Origin of the sequence: Streptomyces sp. NPDC096205 (genome assembly GCF_044763135.1) — a bacterium.
In the GTDB taxonomy this organism is placed as follows: Bacteria; Actinomycetota; Actinomycetes; order Streptomycetales; family Streptomycetaceae; genus Streptomyces.
This window is the reverse complement of sequence record NZ_JBIWFS010000006.1, coordinates 52847-79019: the sequence shown is the minus strand read 5'-3', so window position 1 is coordinate 79019 and position 26173 is coordinate 52847. Positions and strand designations below refer to the sequence as shown.

Annotated in this window: 28 protein-coding genes; 10 read left to right on the top strand and 18 right to left on the bottom strand. The window is 70.6% G+C overall.

What is annotated here, in order from left to right:
• The first annotated feature begins 77 nt into the window (after window positions 1-77).
• Window positions 78-920, top strand: a complete 843-nt coding sequence (locus ACIQ6Y_RS22545) for a hypothetical protein (protein ID WP_404041702.1) — start codon at window positions 78-80, stop codon at window positions 918-920.
• 90 nt (window positions 921-1010) lie between these two features.
• Window positions 1011-2183 carry a hypothetical protein gene (locus tag ACIQ6Y_RS22540; protein WP_404041700.1) on the top strand — a complete coding sequence of 391 codons (1173 nt, stop codon included), beginning with the start codon at window positions 1011-1013 and terminating at the stop codon, window positions 2181-2183.
• 98 nt (window positions 2184-2281) lie between these two features.
• Here the strand turns inward: ACIQ6Y_RS22540 and ACIQ6Y_RS22535 are convergent, their stop codons facing one another.
• Window positions 2282-3307 (bottom strand): XRE family transcriptional regulator, encoded by a 1026-nt coding sequence (locus ACIQ6Y_RS22535; protein ID WP_404041699.1) that lies wholly within the window; start codon window positions 3305-3307, stop codon window positions 2282-2284.
• A 156-nt stretch (window positions 3308-3463) separates the two neighbouring features.
• On the opposite strand from ACIQ6Y_RS22535, the gene ACIQ6Y_RS22530 reads away from it, so the two are divergent.
• Genes ACIQ6Y_RS22530 through ACIQ6Y_RS22520 form a run of 3 tightly spaced genes read left to right on the top strand, consistent with a single transcriptional unit; the run spans window position 3464 to window position 6045 of the window.
• A complete protein-coding gene (locus ACIQ6Y_RS22530) occupies window positions 3464-4471 on the top strand; it encodes a CBASS cGAMP-activated phospholipase (RefSeq protein ID WP_404041697.1) in 1008 nt (335 codons plus the stop codon).
• A gap of 1 nt (window position 4472) precedes the next feature.
• The gene (locus ACIQ6Y_RS22525; RefSeq protein WP_404041695.1) at window positions 4473-5642 is read left to right on the top strand and encodes a cyclic GMP-AMP synthase DncV-like nucleotidyltransferase; all 1170 of its coding nucleotides are present in this window, start codon (window positions 4473-4475) and stop codon (window positions 5640-5642) included.
• Window positions 5614-6045 (top strand): hypothetical protein, encoded by a 432-nt coding sequence (locus tag ACIQ6Y_RS22520; RefSeq protein ID WP_404041693.1) that lies wholly within the window; start codon window positions 5614-5616, stop codon window positions 6043-6045. The genes ACIQ6Y_RS22525 and ACIQ6Y_RS22520 overlap by 29 nt, the downstream gene beginning before the upstream one ends.
• A gap of 106 nt (window positions 6046-6151) precedes the next feature.
• Here the strand turns inward: ACIQ6Y_RS22520 and ACIQ6Y_RS22515 are convergent, their stop codons facing one another.
• The 4 genes from ACIQ6Y_RS22515 to ACIQ6Y_RS22500 all read right to left on the bottom strand — a co-directional run bounded on the left by ACIQ6Y_RS22515 (window position 6152) and on the right by ACIQ6Y_RS22500 (window position 8357).
• Entirely contained in the window at window positions 6152-6727 is a 576-nt protein-coding gene (locus ACIQ6Y_RS22515) for a hypothetical protein (RefSeq protein ID WP_404041692.1), read from the bottom strand.
• 127 nt (window positions 6728-6854) lie between these two features.
• Window positions 6855-7031 (bottom strand): hypothetical protein, encoded by a 177-nt coding sequence (locus ACIQ6Y_RS22510; RefSeq protein WP_404041690.1) that lies wholly within the window; start codon window positions 7029-7031, stop codon window positions 6855-6857.
• A gap of 279 nt (window positions 7032-7310) precedes the next feature.
• Entirely contained in the window at window positions 7311-7907 is a 597-nt protein-coding gene (locus ACIQ6Y_RS22505; protein ID WP_404041688.1) for a DinB family protein, read from the bottom strand.
• Window positions 7908-8012: 105 nt separating this feature from the next.
• The gene (locus ACIQ6Y_RS22500) at window positions 8013-8357 is read right to left on the bottom strand and encodes a winged helix-turn-helix transcriptional regulator (protein WP_404041686.1); all 345 of its coding nucleotides are present in this window, start codon (window positions 8355-8357) and stop codon (window positions 8013-8015) included.
• Window positions 8358-8467: 110 nt separating this feature from the next.
• Between ACIQ6Y_RS22500 and ACIQ6Y_RS22495 the strand changes: the two genes are divergently transcribed.
• The gene (locus ACIQ6Y_RS22495) at window positions 8468-9358 is read left to right on the top strand and encodes an NAD(P)-dependent oxidoreductase (protein ID WP_404041684.1); all 891 of its coding nucleotides are present in this window, start codon (window positions 8468-8470) and stop codon (window positions 9356-9358) included.
• Between the two features lie 193 nt (window positions 9359-9551).
• Complete coding sequence (locus tag ACIQ6Y_RS22490; protein ID WP_404041683.1) at window positions 9552-10394, top strand: nitroreductase/quinone reductase family protein; 843 nt, start codon at window positions 9552-9554, stop codon at window positions 10392-10394.
• A 7-nt stretch (window positions 10395-10401) separates the two neighbouring features.
• Here the strand turns inward: ACIQ6Y_RS22490 and ACIQ6Y_RS22485 are convergent, their stop codons facing one another.
• Window positions 10402-12435, bottom strand: coding sequence for a HelD family protein (locus tag ACIQ6Y_RS22485; protein ID WP_404041681.1), 2034 nt, complete (start codon window positions 12433-12435; stop codon window positions 10402-10404).
• 41 nt (window positions 12436-12476) lie between these two features.
• Window positions 12477-13109, bottom strand: a complete 633-nt coding sequence (locus tag ACIQ6Y_RS22480) for a TetR family transcriptional regulator (protein ID WP_404041679.1) — start codon at window positions 13107-13109, stop codon at window positions 12477-12479.
• 93 nt (window positions 13110-13202) lie between these two features.
• Here ACIQ6Y_RS22480 and ACIQ6Y_RS22475 point away from each other — a divergent pair, with 93 nt between their 5' ends.
• The gene (locus tag ACIQ6Y_RS22475; RefSeq protein WP_404041678.1) at window positions 13203-14165 is read left to right on the top strand and encodes a zinc-binding dehydrogenase; all 963 of its coding nucleotides are present in this window, start codon (window positions 13203-13205) and stop codon (window positions 14163-14165) included.
• Window positions 14166-14246: 81 nt separating this feature from the next.
• Here the strand turns inward: ACIQ6Y_RS22475 and ACIQ6Y_RS22470 are convergent, their stop codons facing one another.
• The 3 genes from ACIQ6Y_RS22470 to ACIQ6Y_RS22460 all read right to left on the bottom strand — a co-directional run bounded on the left by ACIQ6Y_RS22470 (window position 14247) and on the right by ACIQ6Y_RS22460 (window position 18261).
• On the bottom strand, window positions 14247-16397 hold the full coding sequence (locus ACIQ6Y_RS22470; RefSeq protein ID WP_404041676.1) for a phosphotransferase family protein: 2151 nt from the start codon (window positions 16395-16397) through the stop codon (window positions 14247-14249).
• 233 nt (window positions 16398-16630) lie between these two features.
• On the bottom strand, window positions 16631-17347 hold the full coding sequence (locus tag ACIQ6Y_RS22465; RefSeq protein ID WP_404041674.1) for an HAD family hydrolase: 717 nt from the start codon (window positions 17345-17347) through the stop codon (window positions 16631-16633).
• Between the two features lie 35 nt (window positions 17348-17382).
• Entirely contained in the window at window positions 17383-18261 is an 879-nt protein-coding gene (locus ACIQ6Y_RS22460; protein WP_404041673.1) for a GntR family transcriptional regulator, read from the bottom strand.
• Between the two features lie 165 nt (window positions 18262-18426).
• On the opposite strand from ACIQ6Y_RS22460, the gene ACIQ6Y_RS22455 reads away from it, so the two are divergent.
• On the top strand, window positions 18427-18615 hold the full coding sequence (locus ACIQ6Y_RS22455; protein ID WP_404041671.1) for a hypothetical protein: 189 nt from the start codon (window positions 18427-18429) through the stop codon (window positions 18613-18615).
• A 290-nt stretch (window positions 18616-18905) separates the two neighbouring features.
• Here the strand turns inward: ACIQ6Y_RS22455 and ACIQ6Y_RS22450 are convergent, their stop codons facing one another.
• Together ACIQ6Y_RS22450 and ACIQ6Y_RS22445 are read right to left on the bottom strand one after the other, a co-directional pair.
• Window positions 18906-20159 (bottom strand): GNAT family N-acetyltransferase, encoded by a 1254-nt coding sequence (locus ACIQ6Y_RS22450; RefSeq protein WP_404041670.1) that lies wholly within the window; start codon window positions 20157-20159, stop codon window positions 18906-18908.
• 66 nt (window positions 20160-20225) lie between these two features.
• Entirely contained in the window at window positions 20226-20834 is a 609-nt protein-coding gene (locus ACIQ6Y_RS22445) for an aerial mycelium formation protein (protein WP_404041668.1), read from the bottom strand.
• Between the two features lie 160 nt (window positions 20835-20994).
• Between ACIQ6Y_RS22445 and dtd the strand changes: the two genes are divergently transcribed.
• Window positions 20995-21420: a D-aminoacyl-tRNA deacylase gene (gene dtd / locus ACIQ6Y_RS22440; RefSeq protein ID WP_404041666.1), complete on the top strand. Its 426-nt coding sequence runs from the start codon at window positions 20995-20997 to the stop codon at window positions 21418-21420.
• Here dtd and ACIQ6Y_RS22435 read toward each other — a convergent pair.
• The 6 genes from ACIQ6Y_RS22435 to ACIQ6Y_RS22410 form a co-directional block, all read right to left on the bottom strand.
• Window positions 21417-22382 (bottom strand): YgfZ/GcvT domain-containing protein, encoded by a 966-nt coding sequence (locus ACIQ6Y_RS22435; RefSeq protein ID WP_404041664.1) that lies wholly within the window; start codon window positions 22380-22382, stop codon window positions 21417-21419. The two genes, dtd and ACIQ6Y_RS22435, sit on opposite strands and share 4 nt — an antisense overlap.
• A gap of 10 nt (window positions 22383-22392) precedes the next feature.
• Complete coding sequence (locus tag ACIQ6Y_RS22430) at window positions 22393-22830, bottom strand: Fur family transcriptional regulator (RefSeq protein WP_404041662.1); 438 nt, start codon at window positions 22828-22830, stop codon at window positions 22393-22395.
• A 54-nt stretch (window positions 22831-22884) separates the two neighbouring features.
• Complete coding sequence (locus tag ACIQ6Y_RS22425) at window positions 22885-23460, bottom strand: FABP family protein (RefSeq protein ID WP_404041660.1); 576 nt, start codon at window positions 23458-23460, stop codon at window positions 22885-22887.
• A gap of 222 nt (window positions 23461-23682) precedes the next feature.
• The gene (locus ACIQ6Y_RS22420) at window positions 23683-24570 is read right to left on the bottom strand and encodes a hypothetical protein (RefSeq protein WP_404041658.1); all 888 of its coding nucleotides are present in this window, start codon (window positions 24568-24570) and stop codon (window positions 23683-23685) included.
• A complete protein-coding gene (locus ACIQ6Y_RS22415; protein WP_404041656.1) occupies window positions 24567-25340 on the bottom strand; it encodes a hypothetical protein in 774 nt (257 codons plus the stop codon). The genes ACIQ6Y_RS22420 and ACIQ6Y_RS22415 overlap by 4 nt, the downstream gene beginning before the upstream one ends.
• A gap of 38 nt (window positions 25341-25378) precedes the next feature.
• Complete coding sequence (locus ACIQ6Y_RS22410) at window positions 25379-26086, bottom strand: hypothetical protein (RefSeq protein WP_404041654.1); 708 nt, start codon at window positions 26084-26086, stop codon at window positions 25379-25381.
• Between the last annotated feature and the right edge of the window lie 87 nt (window positions 26087-26173).

The window sequence follows — 26173 nt, the reverse complement described above, 5'->3', positions numbered from 1 at the left end:
CCGGAGCGGCAGACTCAAGCCTGTTCTAGGATCGCGTCCACGATCAAGGGGGCGGGATGTCGCGAGCACCAGCAGGCGTGAATGAAGACGAGCTGAACCAGGCCGCACGCAACGTGCTCCTCGACGCGCTAACTGCGCTGAAGGATCACCGTGACGCACTGACCGTCGTCGGTGCCCAGGCTGTGTACCTGCGCACTCAAGAGGCGGCTATCCGCAGCGCTGCATACACCTCCGACGGTGACATCAGCATCGACCCCGACCGTCTGGGCCCTGACCCCTTGTTGGAACAGGCGATGCAACAGGCCGGATTCTCGCTCCGTGACAACCAGTCCGGCCTATGGGAGCGCCCTGAGCAAGTTGGTGGCGTCACCGTGCCCGTTGAGGTCGACCTCCTGGTTCCCCACCAGCTCGCGCCCCAGCCGAACAGCCGACGGCGCACTGAGCTGCCGCCACATGATTCCTGGGCCACCAAGAAGGTCCCAGGGCTCGAACTGGCTGCCGTGGATCGCTCGCTAATGACCCTCAGCAGCCTCACGCCTGGAGACACCCGGCGCATCGAGGCCTACGTCGCTGGCCCCGCAGCCCTGCTGATTGCCAAGGCATACAAGCTCGACGAGCGCGTCACCGAAGCAGAGACCAAGGGGCGGACCGACCGCCTCTCGAACAAGGACGCTGGAGACGTCTACCGCATCATGGCCGTTGTTCCTGCTGACGAAGTGGCACGTGCTCTTGAGGCACTACGGATGGATTCCCGTGTCGGCGGCATCGCTGCCGACGGGCTGGAACGCCTATACAAACTATTCGGCGGTGCCAACACCCCCGGTACTGACCTGGCGGTACAAGCTCTTGCCGGAGATATCCCAGAGGCTCGTATCCGGGTTCTTGCGCCCCTGTACCTTTCTCAGCTCACGGCTAAGTAGCACTGCGTTGCGTCTGCAGCGCGCTCGCCGTCAGCTGCCCGTGGGGCTTGAGAAACCGTCGCCAGGGTTGTGCCCATGAGGCGAGGCGAAGTGGACTACTCCTGGCTGCCGGACCACCAGCTTCACGTGGTCGCGACGCTCGCCCATGTGGATCACACGATCGACCGGGCGCTGCGGCTCACTCATGATTACACCGAACGAGGACCGATCACGTTCGCCGAGGTGGTCACCGGCGACCGGGTGGAGGTTGTGGTCAAGGCACTTGCGCCTCTCCCGGAAGCGGTACCCCGGCTCATGGCTGACGCTCTCACCCAGTTGCGCGCTGCGTTGGAGCACACTCTCTATGCGGAGGTCGAGGCCAATCTCGGGCGCCCCTTGACGAACGAGGAGGCGCGGGGTACCGAGATGCCCGCCACCACGGACGCCGGGGCGCTCGCCAAGTGGTTCCGAGACGGTCGGCGGCGCCGGCTTCCGCCGCTTCATGTCGGCACACCCCTCGCGCAGCGCATCGAGCGGCTGCAGCCGTTCCAGCGCCGGGACTCAGACGAGCATCCGCTGCGACTCCTAGCCGTCCACACCAACCTAGCCAAGCACCGTACCCCCGCTGTCGCGGCGACACGGCTCGGGGCCGTGTACCCGGATAATCCGCGCAGCGACCTGACGGTTGCACTTCCCCTCAAACCGCGACCCCAGCCGGGCGACGGCCTACCTCTACGTGAAGGCGATGTACTCGCCAGCGCCCCGCGTGGTGCCCGCATTCCCTTCTCCGTGGTGCCGACCGTTTCGGTGCAGCGACCTCACACCGGGGTGTGGGTCATCGCAGCCCATGAGCTGGAGCTTCTTGAGCACTGGGTGCGCACCATAGCCATCCCTATTCTTGTCACCGGAAGCTACGAGGTAAGCCCGCTGCCGCCGCAACTCGACATCGCGATCGGGCGCGCAGACCTGCGCGCCGAACTAACAATGGCGGGCCGCACACCCGCTGTTGTGCGTGCCCGGGACAGGATCTCGGCTGTCGTCGCCCTTGCAGGTCTCGTCGAGGTCCTCGCTCCATCCCCGGAAGGGCCTGAGGCGGAAACGGTCAGGATCTGGCTCGACTCACTGGACGACGAGGCGGTTGTGGAGCGAGCCGTTCGTCTTGGAGTTGTCCGCGACCAACCACATGAGCTAGTCAAGGTGTACCGCGAGCTGATCGCCGAAGCCCTCAACCACAAGGAGCGGGCTCCGGAGACCTCGCCCACGGACGGCGGCGAGGCGCAGTAACTGGCGTCGCGCGAGCCCGCGAAGCTCCAACGCCTCCTTACGTGGGAGACGGCGTAGTGCGGCTGCGTACGACATCTTGCGCGTACGAGCCGGTGCGGTCATGCCGCTGACGCGGTCTGGAGGCTTTCCACGATCTGGGACGGCAAGATGGCCCGCGCCGAGGCGCTGTCAGCAGAGGCAAGGTAGGCGAGGAGCCTCGTCGGCTGCTCCGGCCGACCGAGAGGGACCGGTTCGACGCGGCGCCATCCCCGGGCAGACGCTGCCTTAATGGCGGTCAGGTAGGTGTTCTCGCTCATGCACCCCAGGGTTCGGGCTCGCATGAGCAGAGCGGCCAGGGACACCTGCCACTGCCGTTTGAGCGCGAAGAGGGCCGGCCAGTCGACAGTGGTCGGCAATTGGTCCTGGATGTCTTCGGCGGGCATGAGGAAGGCCGCCGCGAACTGGTGGGCCTGGGTCTCGACCTCCTTTACGCCCCAGATCTGCTCGCCGTGCATCACTAGATGGGCGAGTTCGTGTGCGCTGTCGAAGCGGGACCGGGCTCGGTCATCCTTATCGGTACCCAGGACGACGACTGGATGGTCGGGAAATGGCAGGGAGAAGGCGTCAACATCTGTGTTGTCGAGGGGGAGACGGATCACCGCGACACCATGCGTCTCAAGAAGTCCAACGACGTCGGAGACCGGCCCTGAAGGCAGTCCCCACATCTTCCGTACCCGAGCCGCAGTCTCTTCGACCTCCACCCGTTCCGCCTGTAGTCCGGTCACGGGGAGCATAGGCACGTCGCCAGCGCAGAACCTCTGCGCGGATGAGGCGTGGACGGCCAGGTCGTGAGCAACGTGAGCAATGGCCCGCGCACGGCGGCGGTCGGACACCGAGGTCCGGCGCAACGACCGGAAGAAGCCCTCATGGCTTTCGACCATCGCTTCGTGGAAGAACTCCTGGGGCACCCTGAGGACCGAGGCCAGGACAGTGCTCGTATCCGGGCTGGGTCGTGCCGCGCCGCTCTCAAACTGGCTGATCGCGGCAGGAGTGAGCCCGCTCTCGCGGGCGAGCTGCGTCTGGCTCAGCCCTGCCAGTTCGCGGGCGGTCCGCAGCCGAGAGCGCTCGAACGCCTGCGTGCTCATCTTTCCCCTTGCCTAGCCCGCCTGACTTTGATCTCCACATCTTGGCGGAACACGGAAGCCACGCACGCTCCAGGTTGCGTGGCCAACACAAACCTTACGGCTTGCGCGTAGAAACCTGCACGGAAACACATGCCGTGATATTAAGTACTCTCGATAGTGGAGATCCGGCTGCGACAGGCGGAGCTTCCTCGAACCCATGGCGCGGGGGCGGTTGAAGTGACGGAGCGTTTCCAGATTCTCGCCCTCGACGGCGGTGGCTTCCGCGGCATGTTCTCTGCTGCGGTCCTAGCTCGCCTCGAAGAGGATCTCGGTGTCCGCATCGCCGACCACTTCGATCTGATCGCTGGCACCTCGACAGGCGGAATCATCGCGCTGGGCCTCGGCCTCGGGCTGTCCCCGCAGCAGATCCTGGAGTTCTACACCGAGCATGGGCCGCGCATCTTCCGGGACCGTAGCCGCCTGCGGGGCCTGAAGCACCTGGTGCGCGCGAAGTACAGCACGGAGCCGCTGCGCGCGGCCCTCACCGAAGTCTTCGGCGAACGAACCTTCGGAGAGAGCACCAAACGCCTGGTCATCACCTCCTACAACGTCGCCGCCGACGACGTCTACCTCTTCCGGACTCCGCATCTGCCCGGCCTCAAGCGCGATTGGCGCGAGAAGGCCGTCAACGTCGCGTTGGCCACCTCTGCCGCGCCGACCTACCTGCCCGGGATGCCTCTGGATGGAGCACGGCTCGTCGACGGCGGCGTCTGGGCGAACAACCCGGCCATGGTCGCGCTGACCGAGGCCGTGGGCCCCCTGTCCGTGCCCCTCGATACGATCCGGGTGTTCAGCCTCGGGACCACGACCGACGTCCGCCATCGCCACCGCCGCCTCGACCGCGGCGGTCTGCTGCCCTGGGCCCGCGACGCGGTTGAGGTCCTCATGCGGGCGCAGAGTGAGAGCGCCGCGAAGCAGGTACGCCACTTCGTCGGCAAAGACGACGTGCTCCGTCTCAACCCGACGGTCCCCACCGGCGCCCTCGCTCTGGACGACGTGGACACCACAACCCTCTCGGGATGGGCCGGACATGTCAGCCGTGACGTCTCCCCGGCCGTCCACCGCACTTTCTGCGATCACCTCGCGCCGGCTTTCGTCCCCCTCCACTCTGCTCGTAAGGAATGACGTGAACGCGTACCACCGCACGCAGGACAACACCGACTCCGCCGAACAGATGCTTTCCATGCTGCTCGACGGCGCCGTGGAAGTCCTCGACATCGCCCCCGACCTCCACGACATCGCCGTCGAGCGGTACGGAGAAGTCGGAACCTGGCTCGCCGAGAACGGCAGCCCCGGATGGGAGATCCACTCCCAGGGCTCCTTCCTCCTCGGCACCGTGGTACGTCCCAACACCGAGACCGGCGAGTACGACATCGACCTCGTCTGCCGACTCCCTCTGCAGCGGGACAGCACGACGAAAGAGGAACTCAAGCAGCGAGTCGGTGACCAACTGGCGGCCTACCGGCGCTGGAAGCAGCACCAAGGCCACACCGACGGCCCCGAAAGCCTCGAAGCCCGCCGCCGCTGCTGGACCCTCGGGTACCCCGGCTTCCACCTCGACGTCCTGCCCGCCATCCCCGATGAGGAACACCCGCCCAGTGGCATCCTTCTGACGGACAAGAAGCTCCGCGAGTGGCAGCACAGCAACCCCCTCGGCTACGCGGACTGGTTTCGCGCCCGCTCGGAACTCTCCCGCGCCCTCCTCGAGAAGCGGCTCGTCGCCAGCGTCGCGAAGGTCCCCGAACACCACATCCGCAGCACCCTGCAGCGACTCGTACAGATCCTCAAGTGGCACTGCATGCTCTTCTTCGCAGAGGACACCGACAACCGACCGCCGTCCATCCTCCTGACCACGCTCGCCAGCCGCGCCTACCGCGGCGAGGACGACCTGTTCACCGCCGTACGCAACGTACTCGCCGCCATGCCTCGCTTCATCGAGGACCGCGACGGTCAATGGTGGGTTCCCAACCCTGCCCACAAGGAGGAGAACTTCACCGACAAGTGGAACGAATACCCTGAGCGGCGTCAGGCCTTCCTCACCTGGTTCGGCGAGATCACCACGATCATGGACAACCTGGCACTGACAGAGTCCAAGGGCCTCGACGTGGTCTACTCCCAGCTGATCAAGTCCTTCGAGGCTGGCCCCGTGATGCGCTCCTTCGCAAGCTACGGCGCCCGCATGAAAGCACCCGCCGCCCAGCGAATGAGCGCCACCGGGCTGCTCTCCGAGACCGCCACAGGCCCCCGCAGGAAGCCGAACACCAACTATGGCCAGCATCCCGGCGCGCGCGGTTAACCTCGGCCGCCAGCTGGCCGCGATCAAGGTCGCCGTCCCCGCCACCCGAGGGGCCGTGCGGGGCGGTGAACTTCTCTGCACGCTCCCCCTTCAACCGACCCCCATGAGCAGGAACTACACAGTCCGGATCGCCTACCGCCACCGGCGCAGGCCGCGAGTCACCGTCACCGACCCGCCCCTGGCACTGCATCCGGACGCCACCGCGCTACCGCACGTCTACCCCGACGGTGACCTATGTCTGCATTTGCCCGGGGAGTGGAAGGACCACATGTTCCTCGCGGACACGATCTTGCCGTGGACCTCAGCATGGCTCCTGCACTACGAACTCTGGCTGTCCCTTGGCTACTGGACCGGCACCGGCGACCAACACCCAGTACCGTCACCCGCGAACCGGATCCGATGACAGATTCGCGGCCGTGATCTCCCCCTCCGCCCAGGCGGAAATGCGGGCGACGTGGCTCTACCACTCTCGAATCCCAGGACCGGTTCCCGGTCATGGCAGGGGATAGTCAAGTCCTGCACCTGGGAAAGCCGCAGCCGATGAGCCCTACGTGGTGCGTCACGAGTTGAGCGATCATGCTGTGCCCCTTCTGCCCATCGGAAGATCCATGACCGCTTGCCTCAGCGAGACCGAGATCCAAGCCGGGCGGCGAAAGCCAGGTGCTCAGTGCGAGGTCCACCTCCCTCAGCCGTTGAACGAGCGGTGCCAACCGGCTCCGGGCGTCTCTGGGATCGTGTGCGTCGAGCAGGTTCGTCGCGATATCGAGTGCCGCGCCGGTGGCAAGGCGACCCGTGGGGGGCGCGGTGTAGGGCTTGGAGGTCTTCTTCTTGCCCGGGGTGTTGAGCAGGGGTTCGGCCTGCGCGGCGCGGGATTCGTGCTCCGCGTCGAGAGTGACGGCCAGGCAGGGCGTGCTGGCGTACTCACGGGCGACGGGCCACGACCGGAAGATCATGGCGATCACGGCTCGCAGGTCGGCGAAGTAGTGCGGGACAGGGACCGCTGCGCCGGCGCTCCTCACGGTCTCGGGACCGTTCACGCCAAGCAAGTCAATAAGCCGTCGCTGAACTTGCAAGAGCACGATCATGCTGGACGTGTCTGGTGCCGTGGGAGACGGATTAAGCAGTGTCAGGGCGGCTGCACAGGCCGTTTCGGACTGCTGTAGCCGTGTCGGACCCGCGATAAGGCGGCACTGCCACGGGTGGAGTGTGTCGTCAGTTAAGCGCGCGATGGCGCTTGCCGAGCGGCTCCCGCCGCCAGGTGAACCCCCGCATCGGCCCGCGGCTCGCCACCGGCACCTGCCCCAGGTGTCGGACCGGGCCCGTGATCTCGTCCCCGGCGTACTTCCACGTCGCCGTCCACCGGTCCGGCCAGCCATCGGAGATGTCCAAGCCACTCCGCCCCGCATCTAGCGTGACCGGGACCAGCAGGTCCGTCCACTTACAGCGGTGGGACCACAAGGGGCGCCGGGTATCGCTCATGCTCCCAGGGAAGCCGCACGGCTCCCCTGGGAGGAGCAATCTTCGAAGTTGACGACAACTTGCCTGCAAAGAGCGCGGATCACGTCAGGAACGATGCGAATTCGGCGACAGGTGTCGCACTCAGAGCTTCGCGAAAGGCCAGGTCGGGACTGGAAGATGACGACACCTACCGTGCTCAGTCTCAACCTCTCACCCCTCCGCCGCCTTACGCGCCTCCCCCTCCAGCCGCTCCCGATGCCGCTCCCACCACCCCGGGTCGCTCGACGGGAGGCTGGTGTTGGTCTCGTTCATGCCGACGGCCCCGTCGATCAGCTCGCGGAGGATGTCGGCGTGCCCGGCGTGGCGGTGGGTGTCGGCGATCACGCGGGTGACGGCGTGATGGAGGGTGACCTCGTCCTTGCCGTCCGGCCACCAGGGGACGCGGCCGACCGTGTCCAGCGGGAGCGCCTCGATGGTGGCGTCGGCATGGGCCCAGGCACGGCGGTACAGCGCCACGAGGTCCTCGCGGGACTCCTCGGCCGTCGCCCACATGTCGCCGTTGTCCTCGGCGGCATCCTCCAGCCAGGGCAGCGGTTCGCCGTGCGGCCGGCCGAAGGTGTCGCCGAGGTAGCCCAGCTCGACGCCGGCCACATGCTTGACCAGGCCCAGCAGGTTGGTGCCGGTCGGCGTCATGGGGCGGCGGGCGTCGTACTCCGAGAGCCCCTCCAGCTTCCACAGCAGCGCGTCGCGGGCGGACTGGAGGTAGAAGCGGAGGGCGACCTTGGGGTCGGGATCAGCGGGGTTCATGGGGCCAGTGTGCCGGGCCGAACGGGCCTGCCGGGCGCCCTCCTACCCACTTTTTTGTGGGTACTTGGCGCCCGCCGAACCCTGCGCGAGGCTGGTCGCAGGGGATCAGGAGGCCGCGGCCGCCAGTCGCTCCAGGCGACGGTGGCCCCAGTTCGAGAGGGGGGCGAGGGCCTCGGAGAGTTCACGGCCGAAGGCGGTCAGCGAGTACACCGTCTTCAGCGGCAGGACGTCGTACACCTCACGGTGCACCAGACCGTCCTCCTCCATCTCGCGCAGTGCCTGAGTCAGCACCTTCTCGCTGAGGCCCGGCAGCCTGCGGCGCAGTTCGCCGGGGCGGTGCGGGCCGGACTCCAGCAGCCACAGCAGCGCGGTCTTCCACTTGCCGTCGATCACGGCGATCGCGGCGGTCACGCCGCAGACGTTCGGATCCTGGGCCCGGCTGCGCGTCATCCTCGCCCCGTTTCTCGTGAGTTGTTCGTCCGTTCGATCAATTGTGCCGTTTTCCAAAGGCTTTCAAGGGTTTTCAAGGGTTTTTCAAAGGAATGAAGAGGAGTCGAAGCATGTCCTTCTACGAGGATCAGCCCGCGGTCACCGTGATCGGCCTGGGCCCCATGGGGCGGGCGCTGGCCGGGGCCTTCCTGGACGCCGGCGTGCGGACCACCGTATGGAACCGTACGCCGGGGCGGGACGGGGAGCTTGTCGCCCGCGGCGCGAAGAGCGCGGGGTCGGCCCGCGAGGCGGTCGAGGCGAGCCCGCTGACCGTGGTCTGCGTGGTGAACTACGACGCCGCCGACGCGGTGCTGCGGCAGGACGAGGTCGCGGCCGCGCTGAAGGGGCGTACGGTCGTCAACCTCAGCGCCGACACCGCGGCGCGCGCCCGTGACCTGGGCGCATGGGCCGCCGAGCACGGGGTCGGCTATCTCGACGGGGCGATCATGACCCCGGCGACCAGCATCGGCACGGCGGAGGCGGTGTTCCTGCACAGCGGGCCGGCCGCGCTGTACGAGCAGGCCCGGAGCGTGCTGGGCGTGCTCGGCGGCACGCACACGCACGTCGGCGAGGAGATCGGGCGGGCGGCGGCGTACGACCTCGCCCTGCTGGACGTCTTCTGGACCGCGATGTCGGGGTACGCGCACGCCCTCGCCATGGCGCAGGCGGAAGGTGTCTCCCCGCGGGAGCTGGCGCCCTTCGCGCAGGGCATCGCGACGATCCTGCCGCCGCTGTTCGAGGAGTTCGCCGGGGACGTCGAGGAGGGGACGTACTCGGGGCACATCAACCCGATCACCTCGGCCGTGTCGACCATGGCGCACATCGTGCACGCCTCCGAGGCGCACGGCATCGACGCGAGTGTGATGCGGGCGACCGAGGGCCTGGCCCGGCGGGTGATCGGGCTCGGGCACGGCGGGGACGGGTTCATGCGGGTCGTCGAGCTGCTGGGGCGGCGCGACTGAGGGCCCAAATCCCTTGGCGCTCAGGTCTGTCCACCGCTAGCGTGGCGATCATGACTGCCGGGTCGGCCTTGTGCCGCGAGCGAGTTGGGTGTTGCCCGGCCTCTGAGTGAGGCCGGGGCGGACCAGGGGTCCGCCGTCTCTGTCTCTCCTCCCCGTCCCAGGAAGAGAAGCGAGCGACAGAGAAAGAAGAAGCATGCCCAACGATTTCAATCAGCGTGTCATCGAGGAGTTCCGCGCCCACCACGGCCGCGTCGGCGGCCCCTTCGAGGGTGGCCGGCTCCTGCTGCTGACCACCACGGGCGCCCGCAGCGGGCGGCCGCACACCACACCGGTCGGCTATCTGCCCGACGGGGGCGAGAGCGTCCTGGTCATCGCCTCCGCCGGGGGTGCCCCCCAGCACCCCGACTGGTACCGCAACCTCCTCGCGCACCCCGAAGTGACCGTGGAGACAGGCCTGTTCACCTACCCGGCGCAGGCCGTGCCGCTGGCCGGCGAGGAGCGCGACCGGGCCTTCGCGCGGGCCGTCGAGTCGGACCCGGGCTGGGCCGAGTACCAGGCGAAGACCGAGCGGGTGATCCCGGTGGTCGCCCTGCACCCGATCGCCGTGGACGGGCCGCCGAAGAGCAGCGCCGGCTCCCTGAGCGAGGCCATCACGATCGCGCATGACGGCTTCCGGCGCGAACTCGCCCTGATCCGAAAGGAGATGAGCCGGTCGGGCCCGGTGCTGGGGGTCCAGCTGCGGGCCAACTGCCTCACCTTCTGCCACGGTCTGCACAACCACCACACCGGCGAGGATCTGATGCTCTTCCCGGGCGTCGCGGCCCGCCATCCGCAGGCCGCGCCGCTCCTGGCGCGGCTCGGCGAGGAGCATGAGCGGATCGCCGAACTGGTGGCGGAGCTGCGGGAGGTGGTCGGCGGCGGCGACACACCCACCGCACGCGGCCACGTCGTGCGGCTGACGGCCACGCTGGAGGCCCATCTGGACTACGAGGAGGAGCACTTGCTGCCGCTGCTGGCCGCCATGGAGGCGGCCTGAGACAGGCCTAGAAGGGCAGCGGCCTGGCGTGTACGACGTCCAGCCGCGACACCGCCCGCGTGAGGACCACGTACAGCCGGTGCAGGCCCCTGTCCTCCGACGCGGCGATCGTGGCGGGCTCGACCGCGACGACATGGTCGTACTCCAGGCCCTTGGCCAGGCTCGCGGGCACGAGGGTCAGCCGGGCCGCGAGCCGTTCGGGGCCCTCGGGCGCGAGGCCGGCCTCGGTCAGGGCCGTCCGCAGCCGGGGCACGTCCGCGTCCGCCGCGACGACGCCGACCGAGCCGTCGTACGCGAGGGCCTCGCGCACGGCCTCCACCACCCGCGCGGGCAGGTCGGGTCCGGCCGGGCGCAGCCGGAGGCGGCCGTCGGAGCGGAAGGAGCGGGCCGGGGGGACGTCCACGTCGAGGCGGGCCAGCAGGCCGTTGGCGAGGTCCACGATCTGCGCGGGCACGCGGAAACCGGTGGTCAGCGCGACGATCGCGGCGTCCGGCTTGCCCAGGTGGGCCAGCTGCTCGGGCCAGGAGCGGGCGGCCCAGGCGGTGGTGCCCTGGGCCAGGTCGCCGAGGACGGTCAGCGAGCCGAAGCGGGCCCGGCGGGCGATCGCCCGGCACTCCATCGGGGACAGGTCCTGCGCCTCGTCGACCACGAGATGGCCGTAGCCCTCGGGGTGTTCGAGGAGCCCGGACAGCTCGTCGAGGAGGACCAGGTCGGCCGGTGACCAGCGGGCCGACTTCCAGGAGCGGGGCGGCTTCGGCCACAGCAGGGCCTTCTGTTCGTCCGCGTCCAGGAGGCCCTCGGCCGCCCGGGCGAGGGTGTCCGCGTCGGTGAGCAGCGCGGCGAGGATCTCCTCCGGACGGACCCGGGGCCACACCTGGTCGAGGTGCGGCCCGACGGCCCGTTCCGCCGCGCGGACCCAGCGGGCCGGGCGGGGGCCGAAGCGCTGCTCGGAACGGGCCTGGATGCCGCGCACCAGCCGGGCCGTGACCCGCTCGCGCCCGGTGTCGTACGGCGGCTCCTCGGCGCGCACGTCGGCGACGATCGCGCGCAGTTCCTCCGCGTCGATGCGCCGGCGGTGGTTGCCGTCGGGCACGACGAAGGAACCGGCGGCGTCGGGGTCCACGCGCGCGTACAGGGCCCGGCGCAGCACCTCGGCCGTCCGCGGATCGTGCTTGAGGGCGGCGGCGCGCGGCTCGTCGGTGCCGGTGGCCGGGTGGCGGGCGATCTCCTCCAGCAAGGTCGACTGGCGGACGCCGCTCTCGCCGAGGGACGGCAGCACCTCGGCGATGTAGGACAGGAAGGTGCGGTTCGGGCCGAGGATCAGCAGGCCGCCACGGCGGATGCGCTGCGGGTGCGTGTAGAGAAGGTAGGCCGCACGGTGCAGGCCGACCGCGGTCTTGCCGGTGCCGGGGGCGCCCTGCACGCACACGGAGGCCGTGAGGGGAGCCCGTACGAGATCGTCCTGCTCGGGCTGGATGGTGGCGGCGATGTCGCGCATCGGGCCGACGCGGGGGCGTTCGACCTCGCGGGCGACGATGTCGCTGGTGCGGTCCTCGCCCGCGGTCAGGTGCTCGTCCTCCAGGCCGGTCAGGTCGGCGCTGTCGCCGCGGCTGCCGGGCGCCCAGCCGAAGCGGCGGCGGACGGCGACGCCCTGCGGGTCGCGGGCGCTCGCCTGGTAGAAGGCGCGGGAGACGGGGGCGCGCCAGTCGACGACCAGCGGCGGGGCGGCCGGGTCCTCGCTGATGCGCAGCCGCCCCAGGTGGTAGCGCTGCCCGGCGTGGTCGCCGGCCGCCTCGCCGGGTTCGAAGTCCAGCCGGCCGAAGAACAGCGGCCCCTCGGGCAGTTCGCGCAGCGCCTTGGCCTGGCTGCGCAGCCGGTAGCCGAGGACTTCGGCGTCGGCGCCGGACGCGGAGACGTCCTCGCCGACGACGACCTGTTCGTCGGCGCCCTCGACCATGGCGGCGAGGGCGGCGCGGCAGGCGTCGTGGTGGGCGCGTGCGGTGAGCAGGGCGTGGTCGAGGGCGAGGTCGGCTGAGGTCATGCCGTCCAGCGTACCCATATTCTGTAACTCGGTTAAGTTTTTTACCGAGTCTCGCTCAAAGGCCCCGCGGAGTCTCGCACCAACCCCCGCTCCAGCCGCCCGAACGCCCGCTCCGCCTCCCCCACCGCCCGCTCCAGCAACCCGGCCGCGGACGCCCCCTCCGCGATCCGCCGCCAGTTCTCCATCGCCAGCACCCGCTGTACGGCGGTGATCTGGCCGGCCGCCAGCCGGGCGTCGAGGTCGTCACCGAGGGCCCGCGCCAGCGCGGCCTCGGAGCGCTGCATGTGGCCGTACGCGCGGGCGACCAGGGACGGAGTGCCGTACAGGAGCCGGTGGAAGGCGAGGACCTGGGGGTGGTCGTTCAGGCCGGTCACCGGGTCGAAGCGGGTCAGACCATCGAGGAAGTGGGTGCGCAGGGCGGCCACCGGGGCGTCGGGGTGCGCGGCGGCGATCCGGGCCGACTCGCCTTCGTGGTCGGCGATCCGGTGCAGGACGAGGTCCTCCTTGGCGGGGAAGTACCGGAACAACGTCGGCTTGGAGATCTGCGCGGCGGCCGCCACCTCGGCCACCGACACCGCGTCGAACCCCTTCTCCAGGAAGAGCCCGACCGCGATGTCCGACACCTCTTGGTACATCCGCTGCCTCTTGCGCTCGCGCAGCCCGATCTCAGCCATGCCCCGAGCCTACGCACCCGCGCTTGACCTCAAGCGCGGTCGAGGTCGAAGACTGCGGGCACGGCACGAGAGATCACCTTCTGGGGGAGAGCCATGCGCGCAGTGCACGTGACGGAGTTCGGCGGGCCCGAGGTCCTGGTCCCGGTCCGGCTGCCGGACCCGGTCCCGGGGCCGGGCGAGGTGCTGATCGAGGTGGCGCACGCCGACACCATCTTCCTGGAGACGCAGCTGCGGTCCGGCTGGGGCCAGGAGTACTTCCCGGTGCGCCCGCCGTACGTCCCCGGGGGCGGGGTCACGGGGGTGGTGCGGGCGCTGGGGGCGGGGGTCGAGGAGGCGTGGCGGGGCCGCCGGGTGGGGGCGTTCGTCACCGGCAGCTACGCCGAGCGGGCGGTGGCGCCGGTGGAGGCGCTGACCGTCGTACCGGACGGCCTGGACCTGCTGACGGCCGCCGCGCTCGTCCATGACGGGGTCACGGCGTCCGGGGTGGTCGAGCGGACCGGCGTGGGCGCCGGTGACCGGGTCCTGGTCCTCGGCGCCTCCGGCGGCATGGGCACCCTGCTGGTGCAGCTGGCCCACGCCCGCGGCGCCCATGTGGTGGCACCGGCCCGCGGCGCGGCCAAGCTCGCCCTGGTGCGGGAGCTGGGCGCCGACGAGACCGTCGACCTCACCGCCGACGACTGGCCCGAGCGGGCCCGGACCGCGCTCGGCGGCGCGGCGGACGTGGTCCTGGACGGCGTGGGCGGCCCCCTGGGCGCGGCGGCCTTCGCCCTCACCGCCGACGGCGGCCGCTTCTCCGCCCACGGCGCCCCCTCCGGCGGCTTCGCCCCCGTCGACGCCGACGAGGCGAAACGCCGTGACATCGCCCTCTACGGCATCCAGGACTACCGCTTCGGCCCCGCCGACCTGCGCCGCCTCACCGCCACCGCCTTCACCGAGGCCGCCGCGGGCCGGCTGCGGCCGGTGATCGGCGAGGTGTTCCCGCTGGACCGCGCGGCAGCGGCCCACGCGGCGATCGAGGGGCGGGCGCTGGTGGGGAAGGTGGTGCTGGAGGTGTGAGCCAGGGCCGTCCGGCGAGGCCCTCACAGGCACAGGGCCGTCCGGCGAGGCACCCTCAGGCCAGGACAGTCCGAGGCCCGCTCAGGCCAGCGCCCGCACAAGACTGGGCCCCGCGGTCCGCGGCCGGCGCAGGCCCAGGGAAGCGAGGGCGACCTCCAGGGTCATGGCGTAGGAGCCGACGGCCCGGCGGACGTTGGGCGCGTCCAGGCCGACGCCGCTGACCAGGCGGTCCAGGTCCACGTACGCCGACCGTACGATCTCCAGCCAGCGGTAGACCCGCCAGTCCTCGGCCCAGCCCCGGCTGCACTCCTTCGGCATCCGCTCCGCCCAGCGGCGGATCATCCGGTCGCGGATCTCGGACCCGGTCGGGGTGAGGTGCATGTGCCGCACGAGGTCGTACAGCGGGTCGCCGACCAGGGCCAGCTCCCAGTCGATGAGGGTGAGGGCCCGCCGGTCGGGGCAGCGCACCAGGTTCCACGGGTTGAGGTCACCGTGCAGCAGCACGGGCCGGCGCGGCGTCACCCGGTGGCGGGCCAGGATCTGCCGCAGGCGGGGCGCGTCGGGCAGGCCGAGGGAGCGGGCCAGTTGCTGTGTCCTGTCCGGCAGGCCCGCCACGAGCACGGCGAGCTGATCGCACAGCCACGGGTGGAAGCCGCCCTCGCCGGCAGTGGGGTCGATCTGGCGGCAGTCGACCCGGGTCAGCTCGCACAGCTGGTCGACGAGGCCGTCCGCCTCGTGCGGCAGCAGCCCGTACACCGGGTGGGCGGGCGGCCGGTCCAGGTCGTCGTGGGGGCCGACGTAGGTGTGGACGGCGAACGGCTCGCCCTGTCCGCACCGGCCCAGGGCGAGCACCCTGGGCGCGGCCACGTCGGCGCCGGAGCGCTCCAGGGCCCGCAGGACGGCGTGCTCGCTGAGGTAACCGGCCTCGCGGCGCTCCACGTCGCTCACCTTGCGCCGTACGACGACGGGGAAGTCGACGCCGGGCACCCGGACGACCGTGTTGAGGTGCGCGGTGCCCTTGAAGACGCGTTCGGCGGGGGCCGCGCCCTCGGCGAGCAGCGCGCGGGTCACCGCGTCGGCGGGGAAGCGCGGGTGTTCGTCCACGCGCCCGTCGGGCTCCCAGGCGACGGCCAGGAGCGGCCGGCCTGCGGCGTCGGCCCGCGCCGCGTGCCGACGGTGCAGGATGCGGGCGATCTCGTCGCGGCCGGGGCGCCGCGCGAGGCCGAGCGGGCCCGCGGCCTCCTCCAGCGCCCGGTCGACCGCCTCCGCCGCGCCCTCAAGGCCCGCCTCGCCGGTGGACCGCTCCAGGGACCGGGCGGCCCGCATCACCTCGGCGTAGGCGGACTGCGCGCGCTCGAAGTCGACGTAGTGGCCGAGGTCCTTGGTGAGGCCGTTCAGCGCGGCCGGGCGGACCCGGCCCATGGCGTGCGCCCACGCGTCGATCACCTCGTCCCACTGGGCGGCCGGGTACCTCATGCGCCACAGATGGGCCGCCAGGTCGTGGAGGGGGTCGCCGAAGCCGGCCAGCTCCCAGTCGATGGGGACGAGCGGGGCTCCGTCCTCGTGCGGGACGATCACATTGCCGCGGTGCAGGTCGCCGTGGAGCAGCCCGTAGGGCCGCCGGGCCAGGGCGGGGAGGCGCTCGGCGAACCGCGGCAGGGCGTCCTCGGGGACGCCGAGGGCCTTGAACAGGCCGCCGTAGACGGGCCAGTTGGGGCGCCGTACGTGCAGCTCCGCCTGGTGTGCCAGGGTGCGGAGATACGCGCGGCTGTCCGTGTGGTTGCCCGGCCGGCCGGCGGGCAGCGGCGGTACGGCGGCCCGGCGCACCCGGGCCGTGTCGGCGAGCATCCGCGTCAGCTCCCCGACCAGCAGGGTGTCGACGGGCTTGCCGTCCGGGCAGAGCGCGGCCAGGGTGACGCCCTCGACGTACTCGAGGACCGCGACGCCGTCGCCCTCGGCGAGGCAGCGCGGCACCTGCGGCAGGACGGTCCGGGCCGCCGCGTGGATCCCGGCCTCCCTGGCCCAGGTCCTGACCACCACGGGCAGCGCGTCCGCGCGGGGCACCCGCACGGTCACCGGCGTCCCCGGGCTGCGGCGCACCCAGGGCGCCAGGTCCTCGGGCAGCTTCAGCAGGAGACTGCGGTGATGCCGGCCGCCCCGCTCCTCGCCCTCGGTTCCGGCGCGCTCCACGAACGCGCGGAGAACGCCTGCGGGCACAGGAGGTACGTCCACGAGCCGCTCCGAGGGCTGTCACGAGAAGTACGGCAAAGGTAAGGCTGGACGGTCACAGCCCACGACCGGGGCCGGGAACGAGTGGGCGCAATGGGTGGTCCGCCACTCTTCGGCATGAGGTCGTTCGAAGCTGCTCGATACGCCCCGGCCTCATGCGGACGGGGAGACGGCTCGCGCGGTGCGGGCATGCTAACCCGCCGGTCCCCTGGGCGAGGTCATGACGCTCCTGCCGCTCAGTCGCGTCGGCGGACGGCGTCGAGGACGGGTTTCAGCGTGCTCACGATGGTCGTGGCGCCGGCCTCGCGCAGCAGCTTCTCCTTGCGGACGTTGCGCGCGTAGCCGAGGAAGGGGACACCCGCCGTCCTGGCGGCCTGGAAGTCCGTGGCCGTGTCGCCGATCATCAGGGCGTCCTCGGGGGCCGCGCCGGTGGCGTTCAGGGCCCGGTGCAGACAGTGCGGGTGGGGCTTGAGCAGGGAGAGATCGGCGGTACGGCCGTAGATGTGCGGGAAGCAGGCTGTCAGGCCCCGGCCGTCCAGGTAGGCACGCACCCCGCGCGCGGAGTTGTTGGTGGTGACGGCCAGCTGGACACCGACCGCCGACCAGGTGCGTATCAGCGGGTCGGCGTAGGCGGTGGGCATCGCCGAGGGCACGGCGCGCAGTTCGTGCCGGGTGAGGAGTTCCTCCAGCTCGGCCAGGAGGTCGCTGCCCGGGTGCCTGCGGTCGACCGCGCGCAGCACGATGTGCGGGTCGGCGGTCTCGCGCTCCTCGTCCTCCAGCAGTCCTCTGAGTCCCTGCTCCGCCAGCCACTCCACCAGTTCGCCGGCCACGCGCCGCGCCGTGTGGCCGGCGAACAGACGGCAGACGGGGCCGTCGAAGTCCCACAGGACCACACGGGCGCGGCCGATCAGCTCGCGCAGCTGCGTCGCGTCGGAAGTCCCATCGGAGTTCACGTCGGAATGCGCATCGGAAGTCACGTCGGAAGTCACTAAGAGAGTGTCAGGTCCGTCGTGATGGTTTCCCAGAGGGCGTTGAACCACAGCTGCGACTGCGCCACGAACGCCTCGTCCCGCTGTCCGCTGCGCCGGTCGAAGGAGAACAGCAGCGATTCGGTGCCGAGCACGTCGTACATGTCGAGGGTCTCGCCGTCGGTGGTCTCCTCGCGGCGGGCGACCATGTAGTACGCGTACAGCGCCTCGGTGCCGTTGAGCAGGTACAGCTTGGCCGGCGGGGTGAAGGGCAGCGCGCGGAAGGCGACCTTGACGTCGATGCCGTGGGTGGCGCGCAGGGCCTGGAGGTTGTGGCGCAGGACGTGGCCCTGGGCGTTGCGCTGGGCGAGCCAGCGGTCGTGGACGGGGTCGTCGTCGCCGCCCTGCTCGACCGGCACCGGGAAGGCGAGGTTGATCTTCCTGGACGGCAGCAGGATGCGTACATCGATGGACTCGGGGCTGATGCTGCCCTCGTGGATGCGGCGCAGTGGCTCGCCGAGGGCCAGCATCAGGGTCTCGGCGGTCAGGCAGGCGGCGTCGACGTGGACGTGCCGTGCGGAGAACGCCTCGGTGAGGCGGGGCGCGAGGGCGACCATGGTCGGCTGCGGCTCGGCCTGCGCGGAGGTGGGCTCGGCGATGCGCGGGGGGCTGCCCTTGCTGACGTTGCTGAGCAGGCCGTCCTCCTGGAGAGCGCGCAGCGCCTGGCGGACCGTGCCGCGCTCCACCCCGAACTCCTCGGCCAGTTCGGCCTGAGTGGGCAGCCGGTCGCCCGCCCGCAGGGCGCCGGTCCGGATCCGCTCGCGCAGAGTGTCGGCTATCTCCTGGGGCGTGAGCCTTCTGCTGCCGTTCACTGCCACGTTCTCCTGAGTCACGACCAAACGCTACAACTTCGATCCATCTATGGGGAGTTGCCGGAAAGTTGTTTATGAGTATCGACCAAGTGGGGACAACTTAATCAGAGTTGGTCACCAACTCGGCCAAGTTGGCGGAAGCTTTACTTCCCGCTTTCCGGCCTCCACCTCCTGCCCGAAGGGGGAACCACCGTGCCCGTCCTCGCTCTTCTCACCGCGGTCCTCGTCATCGGCTTCGAGCAGCTCGTCGAGTGGCAGTACGGCCCCACCGGGATCGTCGGCCTGCTCCTGCTCACCATCGGCATCAAGGCGAAGAACCCCACCGTCAGCTCCGTCGGAGCGGTGGTACTCGCCCTGCTGGTCACCGGCCCGGCCCTGTGAAGGTGGTTAGGCATCGCCCCAAGTGGGCATGAGATAAGAGAAGTTGGTCGCCAACTCCGGTGACCTGGTCATACTTCACGGGGGGTTGGCCCCGGCCGGACTCCCTTCCGGAGGGGAGCCGGGAGCCCGGCGGACGCACAGCCACAACTGAACAGCTCGCTACGGATGCGGCAAAGACACAACTGAATCGCACAGTCACAACTGAACCGCGCAGCACAGTCACAACTGAACCGCACAGCCACAACTGAACAAGCACATCCGCACCCCGGCGTCCGCAGGGACAGCTCCGGTCAGAACACGTCCGGGCACCAAGGCCGCCGGGACGTGCGCAACAGGGCGTCGGCCAGCCGGGCGGCGCCCGTCCGCTGTTCCCGCACCCGCCCCAGCGCGGCCAGCCGCACCACCGACTCGTCGCCCAGCCACAGCGCGCCCAGCTCACCGGCGCCCAGCACCAGATCGGCGTCCCGCGTGGTCGGCGCACAGGACGCCCCCTCGACGGACGCCTCCAGCAGATAACGCCCCGCGGTGAGCCCGTCGGGGTCGCCGACCTCCAGCACGAGCGCGCCCTCACCGCCGTACGTCCGCGCCTCCAGCGCCCGTACGACGTCCAGCACGCGCACCCACAGCCAGTCCGCCTGGGTGGTGATCCGGGCGGCCCGCGGGTCCGGCAGCAGCAGCGGCAGCAGGTCGTCGGGGGCCCGCCAGCCGGACTTCACCTGGGTGATCCAGTCGATCGAGCACAGGTAGTGCCACAGCGCGCGCTCGGCGGCCGGGCCCGTCGCCACCAGCCAGTCCACGCTCGCCGTGTTGTGCGGCTGCTTGGCCTGCCAATTGTCGTCCGCCCGGTAGGACACCAGGCCCTCGACCTCGCCCTGCGCCGACCGGTACGCGGCGAAGAACGGCTCGTTCCAGGGGCTGGGCCCGGTCCGCAGCGCGCCCGTGGCCTTCTGCCACCAGCGCTCGCCGCGGTCGACCGCGCCCGGCTGCGCCCGCCGCACCCGCTCGTACAGCTCCGGCCCCAGCTTGCGTACGTCCGCCGGGTCCACGAGGTCGATCCGGCCCCCGTCGCCCGGCCCCGACCAGCGCGGGTCGAGCCCGGAGCGCTGCACGTCGACCGTCCACTCGGCGGTCCAGGTGGCCGGGCCGAAGCCGTAGCGGCCGTAGATCGGGTACTCGGCGGCGATCAGCGTCGCCACCACGTCGCCGCGCTCCTTGGCGGCCGCCAGGTCGTCGGCCATCATGCGGCTGAGCAGGCCGCGCCGCCGGTGGGTGGGCGACACGGTCACATTGGAGATGGCGTCCGCGGCCACGACCGCACCGCCGACGGCCGTGACCTCCTGCGCGAACGACCGGAAGGTGGCCACACAACGGCCGTCCTCGAAGGCGCCCAGCGTACGGGCGAGGTCGATGTACGAGGCCCGGTCGGCTATCTCCTCCTCGGAGCTCTCGGGGGCGCGCAGGAAGCCCGTGTTCAGGGCACGGGTCCAGTCGGCGATCTCGGCTTCGGCGATGGGGCGTACGGCGATGTCGGTGTGGCCAGTCATGGGCCCACGGTAGGTGCGGGCCCTGGCGGTGTCGTCCGCATTTCCGTGCGCGGCGGACCGCAGGGGTCACATCAGCAGGTCGTCCACCTGGGCCAGGCCGTCCCGGTAGCGGCGGGCGATCTCCGCGCTGCACGCGTCGGTGGTGCCCTGCAGCCCGGCCCGCCGCCGGGACACCTCCTGCTCGTACCGCACGAGCCTGCCCATCGCGGCGTTCAGCTCGAGATCGGTGCGTGCGGCCAGGTCGGACAGCTCGACCTCGGCGAGCATCTCGGCGGCCAGCAGCCGGTACTCCTCCCCGTGCGGCGTGCCCAGCGTGACGTGCCGGGCCGAGGAGCGGTGCCGGGCCGGGGCGTCGGTCAGGATCTCCGGGAGCCGGTCGACGACGGACGCCTCGCCCGGCGGCGCGGGCACGGCCGCCGGGCCCCGCCGGGCCAGCTCCGCGCGCAGGATGTCGATCCGCCCCTGCAGCAGCCGCCGCACATAGCTGAGGTCGGCCTCGTCGCGCTGCGCGTCCCGGCGCAGCGCGCGCAGTTCCGGCAGGCTCAGCAGGCCCAGATCGGGTGCGCAGGGCTCGACGCCCAGCGCGGTGCCGGCGGCCCCTGTCGGACCGTCGGTGCGTTGCACGGGCGTGCGCTGGGTGGTCATGCCCAGCCGCCCGGTGCTCGGTGTGCTCATGTGCCTCAACCGTCCCCTCGACCGGCGTGTGGGAAGCATCGTGCCACCCCAACTGGCCGCAATGTGACCGAGTGCCCCCGAACGGCCCCAGATGGGCTCTTAAGGAGCGAATGGAAACCGTCCTACGACGCCCGGCGGGCCCCACGGCATCATGGTGCGCATGCGAGCAGTGGTACAGAGGGTGGACGGCGCGAGTGTCGTCGTGGACGGCGAGACCGTCGGGGAGATCACCGGCGAAGGCCTGTGCGTCCTGGTGGGGGTGACGCATGAGGACACCAAGGAGAAAGCGGCCCAACTGGCCCGCAAACTCTGGTCGATCCGCATGCTGGACGACGAGAAGTCGTGCAGCGACATCGACGCCCCGCTCCTCGTCATCAGCCAGTTCACCCTCTACGGCGACGCCCGCAAGGGCCGCCGCCCCACCTGGAACGCGGCCGCCCCCGGCGACGTCGCCGAACCCCTGGTCGACGAGGTCGTCGCCCAACTGCGCGCCCTGGGCGCGACGGTGGCGACGGGCCGCTTCGGCGCGAAGATGCGCGTCTCCCTGACGAACGACGGCCCGTTCACCGTGCTGCTGGAGATCTAGGGTTCTACGACGACTTCCTGGGCGGCGGCCGTGTCACCGGCCATCAGGCGGGCGTCCACGGGGACGTTGCGCTTGACCAGGGCCAGGGCGACCGGGCCGAGTTCGTGGTGGCGTACGGAGGAGGTCACGAAGCCGATCTTGCGGCCGTCGGGCTCCTCCTCGGCGAGGCGGAGCTCGGTGCCGGGGACGGGGAGGTGGACCTCGCTGCCGTCGAGGTGGAGGAAGACCAGGCGGCGCGGGGGCTTGCCCAGGTTCTGGACGCGGGCGACCGTCTCCTGGCCGCGGTAGCAGCCCTTCTGGAGGTGGACGGCCGTGCCGATCCAGCCCAGCTCGTGCGGGATCGTGCGGTGGTCGGTCTCGAAGCCGAGGCGCGGACGGTGGTGCTCGACCCGCAGGGCCTCGTAGGCGAGGATTCCGGCGGCGGGGCCGGCCTGCTCGGCGTACGACTCCAGGTCCGCGCGCGGGAGGAACAGATCACGGCCGTACGCGGTCTCGCGGACGACGGCACCCTCCGGCACCGGGGCGATGGAGCCGGCGGGCAGGTGCACGACCGCGAAGTCCGCGGTCCGGTCGGCGACCTCGACGCGGTAGAAGAACTTCATCGACTCCAGGTAGGCGATCAGCGCCTCCTGGGTACCGGGCTCGACATGCGCCCAGACGGTCGTGCCGTCGTCGACGAGATACAGCGCGTGCTCGATGTGGCCGTTCGCCGAGAGGATCAGCGCCTCCGTCGCCTCACCGGCCGGGAGGTCGCTGACGTGCTGGGTGAGCAGCAGGTGCAGCCAGCTCAGCCGGTCGTCGCCGGAGACGGTGACCACGCCGCGGTGGGAGAGGTCCACGAAACCGGTGCCGTCGGCGAGGGCGCGCTGCTCGCGGAACAGGTCGCCGTAGTGGGCGGCGACGCCTTCGTCCACGCCCTCGGCGGGAACGGCGCCGGGCAGGGACAGCAGGGGGCTCTTCATACCGCCAAGCCTACGACTCGGTAGTTGAAGTCTTCCCGGAACAGTCCTTGCACCGGCCGAAGATCGCGAAGTGCTTCAGATCGGTGTCGAACCCGAACTCCTCGCGCAGCTTCGCGGTGAAGCCGGCCGCCACCGACACATCGGCCTCGATGACGTTGGTGCAGTCCCGGCACACCAGGTGGAGGTGATGGTGCCGGTCGGCGAGGTGGTAGGTCGGCGCCCCGTGCCCCAGGTGCGCGTGGCTGACCAGCTCCAGCTCCTCCAGCAGCTCCAGCGTCCGGTAGACCGTGGAAATGTTGACCCCCGACGCCGTCTTCCTCACTTCCGCGAGGATGTCGTCGGGGGTCGCGTGCTCCAGGGTGTCCACGGCTTCGAGCACAAGCTGCCGCTGCGGGGTCAGCCGGTAGCCGCGCTGCCGCAGATCACTCTTCCAGTCGGTGCTCACCACACCGACGAGTCTAGAACCACTCGGCTCGAGACCGGCTCGGGGAAGGCGATCGGCCTACTTGAAGAAGGCGATCCCGTCGTCCGGCAGGTCCTGCGGCAGGGCCTTCGCCCAGCGCTCGACCTCCTCCGGCGTGACGACCTTCTTCAGCTGGGCCGACATATAGGGGCGCAGCTCGACCTCGGGGGTCTGCTTCTCACCGACCCACATCAGGTCGCTCTTGACGTAGCCGTAGAGCCGCTTGCCACCGCTGTACGGCCGCGAGGCCGCCGTACGCGCCACCGCGTCCGTGACCAGGTCGATCTGCGGCTTCTTGTCGGCCATCTCGCCGTACCAGATCTCGATGACGCCGTCGTCGCGGGTCATCGTGACCTCGACCTGACGCTTGTCGTCGATACGCCAGAAGCCGGACTCCGACTCCAGGGGGCGGACCTTGTTTCCGTCCTGGTCCAGCACCCACGTGTGCGAGTGGTACTCCAGGAAGTCACGCCCGTCGTGCGTGAAGGAGACCTCCTGGCCGAAGTTGCACTTCTCGGCACCGGGGAAGTCGTGCACGCCCGCACCGGCCCACCTGCCGAGCAGGAACGCCAGCGGGACGAGGCTCTTGTGGAGGTCGGACGGGATCTCGATCATCAGCGGAAGTTCCTAGACGTGGTTCAGCGCTGGCCCTGGTACAGCTTCTTCACGGTCAGACCGGCGAAGGCGAGGACGCCGACAGCGACGGCGACCAGCAGCAGCTCGAAGAAGAGGATCACGGGGCGCTCCTTGGTGAGCGGAGGGTACGAATGCACACGGCCGGACCCCAGCTTACGCCGCCGGGAACCGGCCTTCTGTGTGAGGTAGGCCCTCCGGGACTCAGCCGAGCAGCTGGCTCTGCAGGACCACCGTCTGCTGGAAGGGCACGGCCGGGACGGTGCCCTTCCTGGACTGGAGGATCACGGCGACGGCGTCACCGGCTCCGAGGTAGGCCTGGCGGACCTGCTCGCGGCCGTACGGCTTGACCTCGACGAAGGGGGATCGCTGGACCCCGGAGACGTGCGCGGCCTCCGGGAAGGCCTCGTCGAACTGGGCGACCTCACCGCCACGCACCGTGTAGGCGGGGGAGCTGTACGAGAACAGGCCGCTGAACTCGGTCTCCACGACGGCGGCGGTGTCGAACTGGAGCAGGTAGACGCGGGTCCGGGTGCCGTCCTGGGTGGTCCAGCCGCGGGCGGCGATGTGCCGCAGGCCCGCGTCGACGAGCTTCTGCCGGAAGCCGTCGCGACTGGACTCTCCCTTGAACTCCGCCAAGAAGTCCTTGGTCGCCAGCCAGCCGTCCGAGCCGCGCAGCGCCTTGTCCTCGACCGCGCCCTTCGGCGCGGGCAGCAGCAGGGCCCGCAGGTCCGCGTAGTGGGCGCCGATCGGGTTGGACTCGGCGAAGGGGCCGGGGCTGCCGGAGGGGAGCGGCGGCTTGACGAGGGGCGGGTACTCCCAGCGCCCGTCCGGCTCCGTCGCGAGTCCCGGTACGTCCGTCCGCTCCATCCGCATGATCCCGTACGCCGCTCCCGCGCCGACGGCGGCGAATACGACGACGGCGGCGGCCCACCGCAGAACGGCCCGCAGGACGCGCCGGTCCTTGGGCACGGACGGCTGCGGCTCCGCGGGAAGAGCACCGGGCTCCGCGTCAACCTGCCGCACTTCGGCGACCTGCGAATCCTCCGTGCTGGGCGGTGTGTTCGTCCGGGTGATCTGCTGCTCGCTCATACGGCCTTCCCCGGCTCCGAGACGCGGTCGAGCTGTTGGCGGACCAGGTCGGCCGCTCCCTTGGTGTCGAGCGGCTTCGCACCCTCCGCGGTGGCGGTGACCAGGATGTTTCCGACGTACGCGGAGCAGAGCATCATGTCGAGGTCGGTGTCCTCGCCCTTGGGCGGCAGGAAGCACCGGGCGTTCTTGTGCCCCTTGATCCTCGGGCCCTCGCGGAACACGTCCAGGGCGCCGAGGAACTCGGTCTGGAACGTCGCCACGTCCTTGGCGGCGGCCCTGTTGTCCATCTGGGCGAGCACGATGCTCACGGTGTAGATCCGCTCGTCGTCGTAGAGGGTCGGATCGCCGCTGACGTAGCTGCGCATCGCCATGCCGGTGAGACGCTGCCGGTCGATCTCCTTCTCCAGCCGCTTGCGCAGGGTGCGCGGCAGATCGCTCAGCGACTGCTTGCGCAGTGCCGTGGCCTGGGCGCCGCTGAGCACCTTGTCCGAGCCGAACTCGCCCAGGTCGGGCCCTCGCGTCCAGCCCTGCGCGCTGTACGGCACGAGCATCCCGGCGAGCCCCTCGGCCTGCGGCGCCTTCTGCTCGACGACCGTGTGTCTGGGGAACTTCCACCGCGGGGCGCCCGCGTCCCGGTCGGCACCTCGCACGGTCACGACGGTGAACCCGACCCCGGCGACGACGGCACCGGCCAGCAGCAGCGACCCGGCGACAGCCGCGACACGACGACGGCGGCGGCGGGGTTCGGCGGCCAAAGGGCCCTCAGGCATGTCGGACCCTGCATCCGGCTCGGGCCTCTCCATCTCGCTCACAGTCGCTCCATCTGCCGCTTGGCCAGGTCCATGACCGTCTTCTTGCCGATCGCCTTGGTGTCGGTCACCCACAGCTCCAGGGCGATGTCACCCCGGTACGCGAGCGCCCGCGCCGAGTACTGCGGCAGGTATCCCGGCTCGGAGTGGGCGCGGTTGTGGACGTAGACCCAGCCCTCACCGGTGCCGGGGATGGCGTAGCGGTCGGTGTCCTCCTCTTTCTCCGCCCAGTACTGGCTGTCCTCGGTGTGCTCGGCCGCCTGTGCCAGCTCCTTCTGGTGGAACTGGATGAGCCGGATCTCCACAGCGGTGTGGCCGACCTCCCAGGCGGTGACGGCGGCCCGGCGGAACTCGCTCGCCGTGAGACTGCCGAACGCGTCCGCGGGCTCTTCGTAGGTGTCCGCGTACTCCGTGAGGTCCATCCAGCCGTCGATGCCGGACCAGTCGGCCTCCTTGGCACCCTTCGGTTTCGGCAGCAGCAGCTTGCGCAGGTCGCCCTCGGTCCTCACCTGGCGGTCCTGCGCGGCCGACAGCGGCTCCGGACCCGGCCCCTTCGCCTGCGCCAGCACCGGCTGCGACAGCGGCGGCAGCTTCGTCGGCTCGCGGTCGGCCTGGACGAGGTAGCCCGCGCAGGTGCCGGCGACCAGGCCCAGGACGACGGCACCGGTGATGAGCGCGGCGGTGCGGCCGCGCCTTCGGCGCGGCACTTCTGGATCTTCCAAGATGTCCCCCCCCCCACGGAACGTGAAGCACGGATTCCACGTCCGCGCGCACAGGAGACTCTTGGGCCCTGC

What these genes read in the sequence shown, in the direction of transcription:
- ACIQ6Y_RS22535 (WP_404041699.1), bottom strand. Translation starts at nt 3,307, where the DNA reads ATGAGCACGCAGGCGTTCGAGCGCTCTCGGCTGCGGACCGCCCGCGAA.
- ACIQ6Y_RS22520 (WP_404041693.1), top strand. Translation starts at nt 5,614, where the DNA reads ATGGCCAGCATCCCGGCGCGCGCGGTTAACCTCGGCCGCCAGCTGGCC.
- ACIQ6Y_RS22515 (WP_404041692.1), bottom strand. Translation starts at nt 6,727, where the DNA reads ATGATCGTGCTCTTGCAAGTTCAGCGACGGCTTATTGACTTGCTTGGC.
- ACIQ6Y_RS22505 (WP_404041688.1), bottom strand. Translation starts at nt 7,907, where the DNA reads ATGAACCCCGCTGATCCCGACCCCAAGGTCGCCCTCCGCTTCTACCTC.
- ACIQ6Y_RS22500 (WP_404041686.1), bottom strand. Translation starts at nt 8,357, where the DNA reads ATGACGCGCAGCCGGGCCCAGGATCCGAACGTCTGCGGCGTGACCGCC.
- ACIQ6Y_RS22495 (WP_404041684.1), top strand. Translation starts at nt 8,468, where the DNA reads ATGTCCTTCTACGAGGATCAGCCCGCGGTCACCGTGATCGGCCTGGGC.
- ACIQ6Y_RS22490 (WP_404041683.1), top strand. Translation starts at nt 9,552, where the DNA reads ATGCCCAACGATTTCAATCAGCGTGTCATCGAGGAGTTCCGCGCCCAC.
- ACIQ6Y_RS22485 (WP_404041681.1), bottom strand. Translation starts at nt 12,435, where the DNA reads ATGACCTCAGCCGACCTCGCCCTCGACCACGCCCTGCTCACCGCACGC.
- ACIQ6Y_RS22480 (WP_404041679.1), bottom strand. Translation starts at nt 13,109, where the DNA reads ATGGCTGAGATCGGGCTGCGCGAGCGCAAGAGGCAGCGGATGTACCAA.
- ACIQ6Y_RS22475 (WP_404041678.1), top strand. Translation starts at nt 13,203, where the DNA reads ATGCGCGCAGTGCACGTGACGGAGTTCGGCGGGCCCGAGGTCCTGGTC.
- ACIQ6Y_RS22450 (WP_404041670.1), bottom strand. Translation starts at nt 20,159, where the DNA reads ATGACTGGCCACACCGACATCGCCGTACGCCCCATCGCCGAAGCCGAG.
- ACIQ6Y_RS22445 (WP_404041668.1), bottom strand. Translation starts at nt 20,834, where the DNA reads ATGAGCACACCGAGCACCGGGCGGCTGGGCATGACCACCCAGCGCACG.
- dtd (WP_404041666.1), top strand. Translation starts at nt 20,995, where the DNA reads ATGCGAGCAGTGGTACAGAGGGTGGACGGCGCGAGTGTCGTCGTGGAC.
- ACIQ6Y_RS22435 (WP_404041664.1), bottom strand. Translation starts at nt 22,382, where the DNA reads ATGAAGAGCCCCCTGCTGTCCCTGCCCGGCGCCGTTCCCGCCGAGGGC.
- ACIQ6Y_RS22425 (WP_404041660.1), bottom strand. Translation starts at nt 23,460, where the DNA reads ATGATCGAGATCCCGTCCGACCTCCACAAGAGCCTCGTCCCGCTGGCG.
- ACIQ6Y_RS22420 (WP_404041658.1), bottom strand. Translation starts at nt 24,570, where the DNA reads ATGAGCGAGCAGCAGATCACCCGGACGAACACACCGCCCAGCACGGAG.
- ACIQ6Y_RS22415 (WP_404041656.1), bottom strand. Translation starts at nt 25,340, where the DNA reads ATGCCTGAGGGCCCTTTGGCCGCCGAACCCCGCCGCCGCCGTCGTCGT.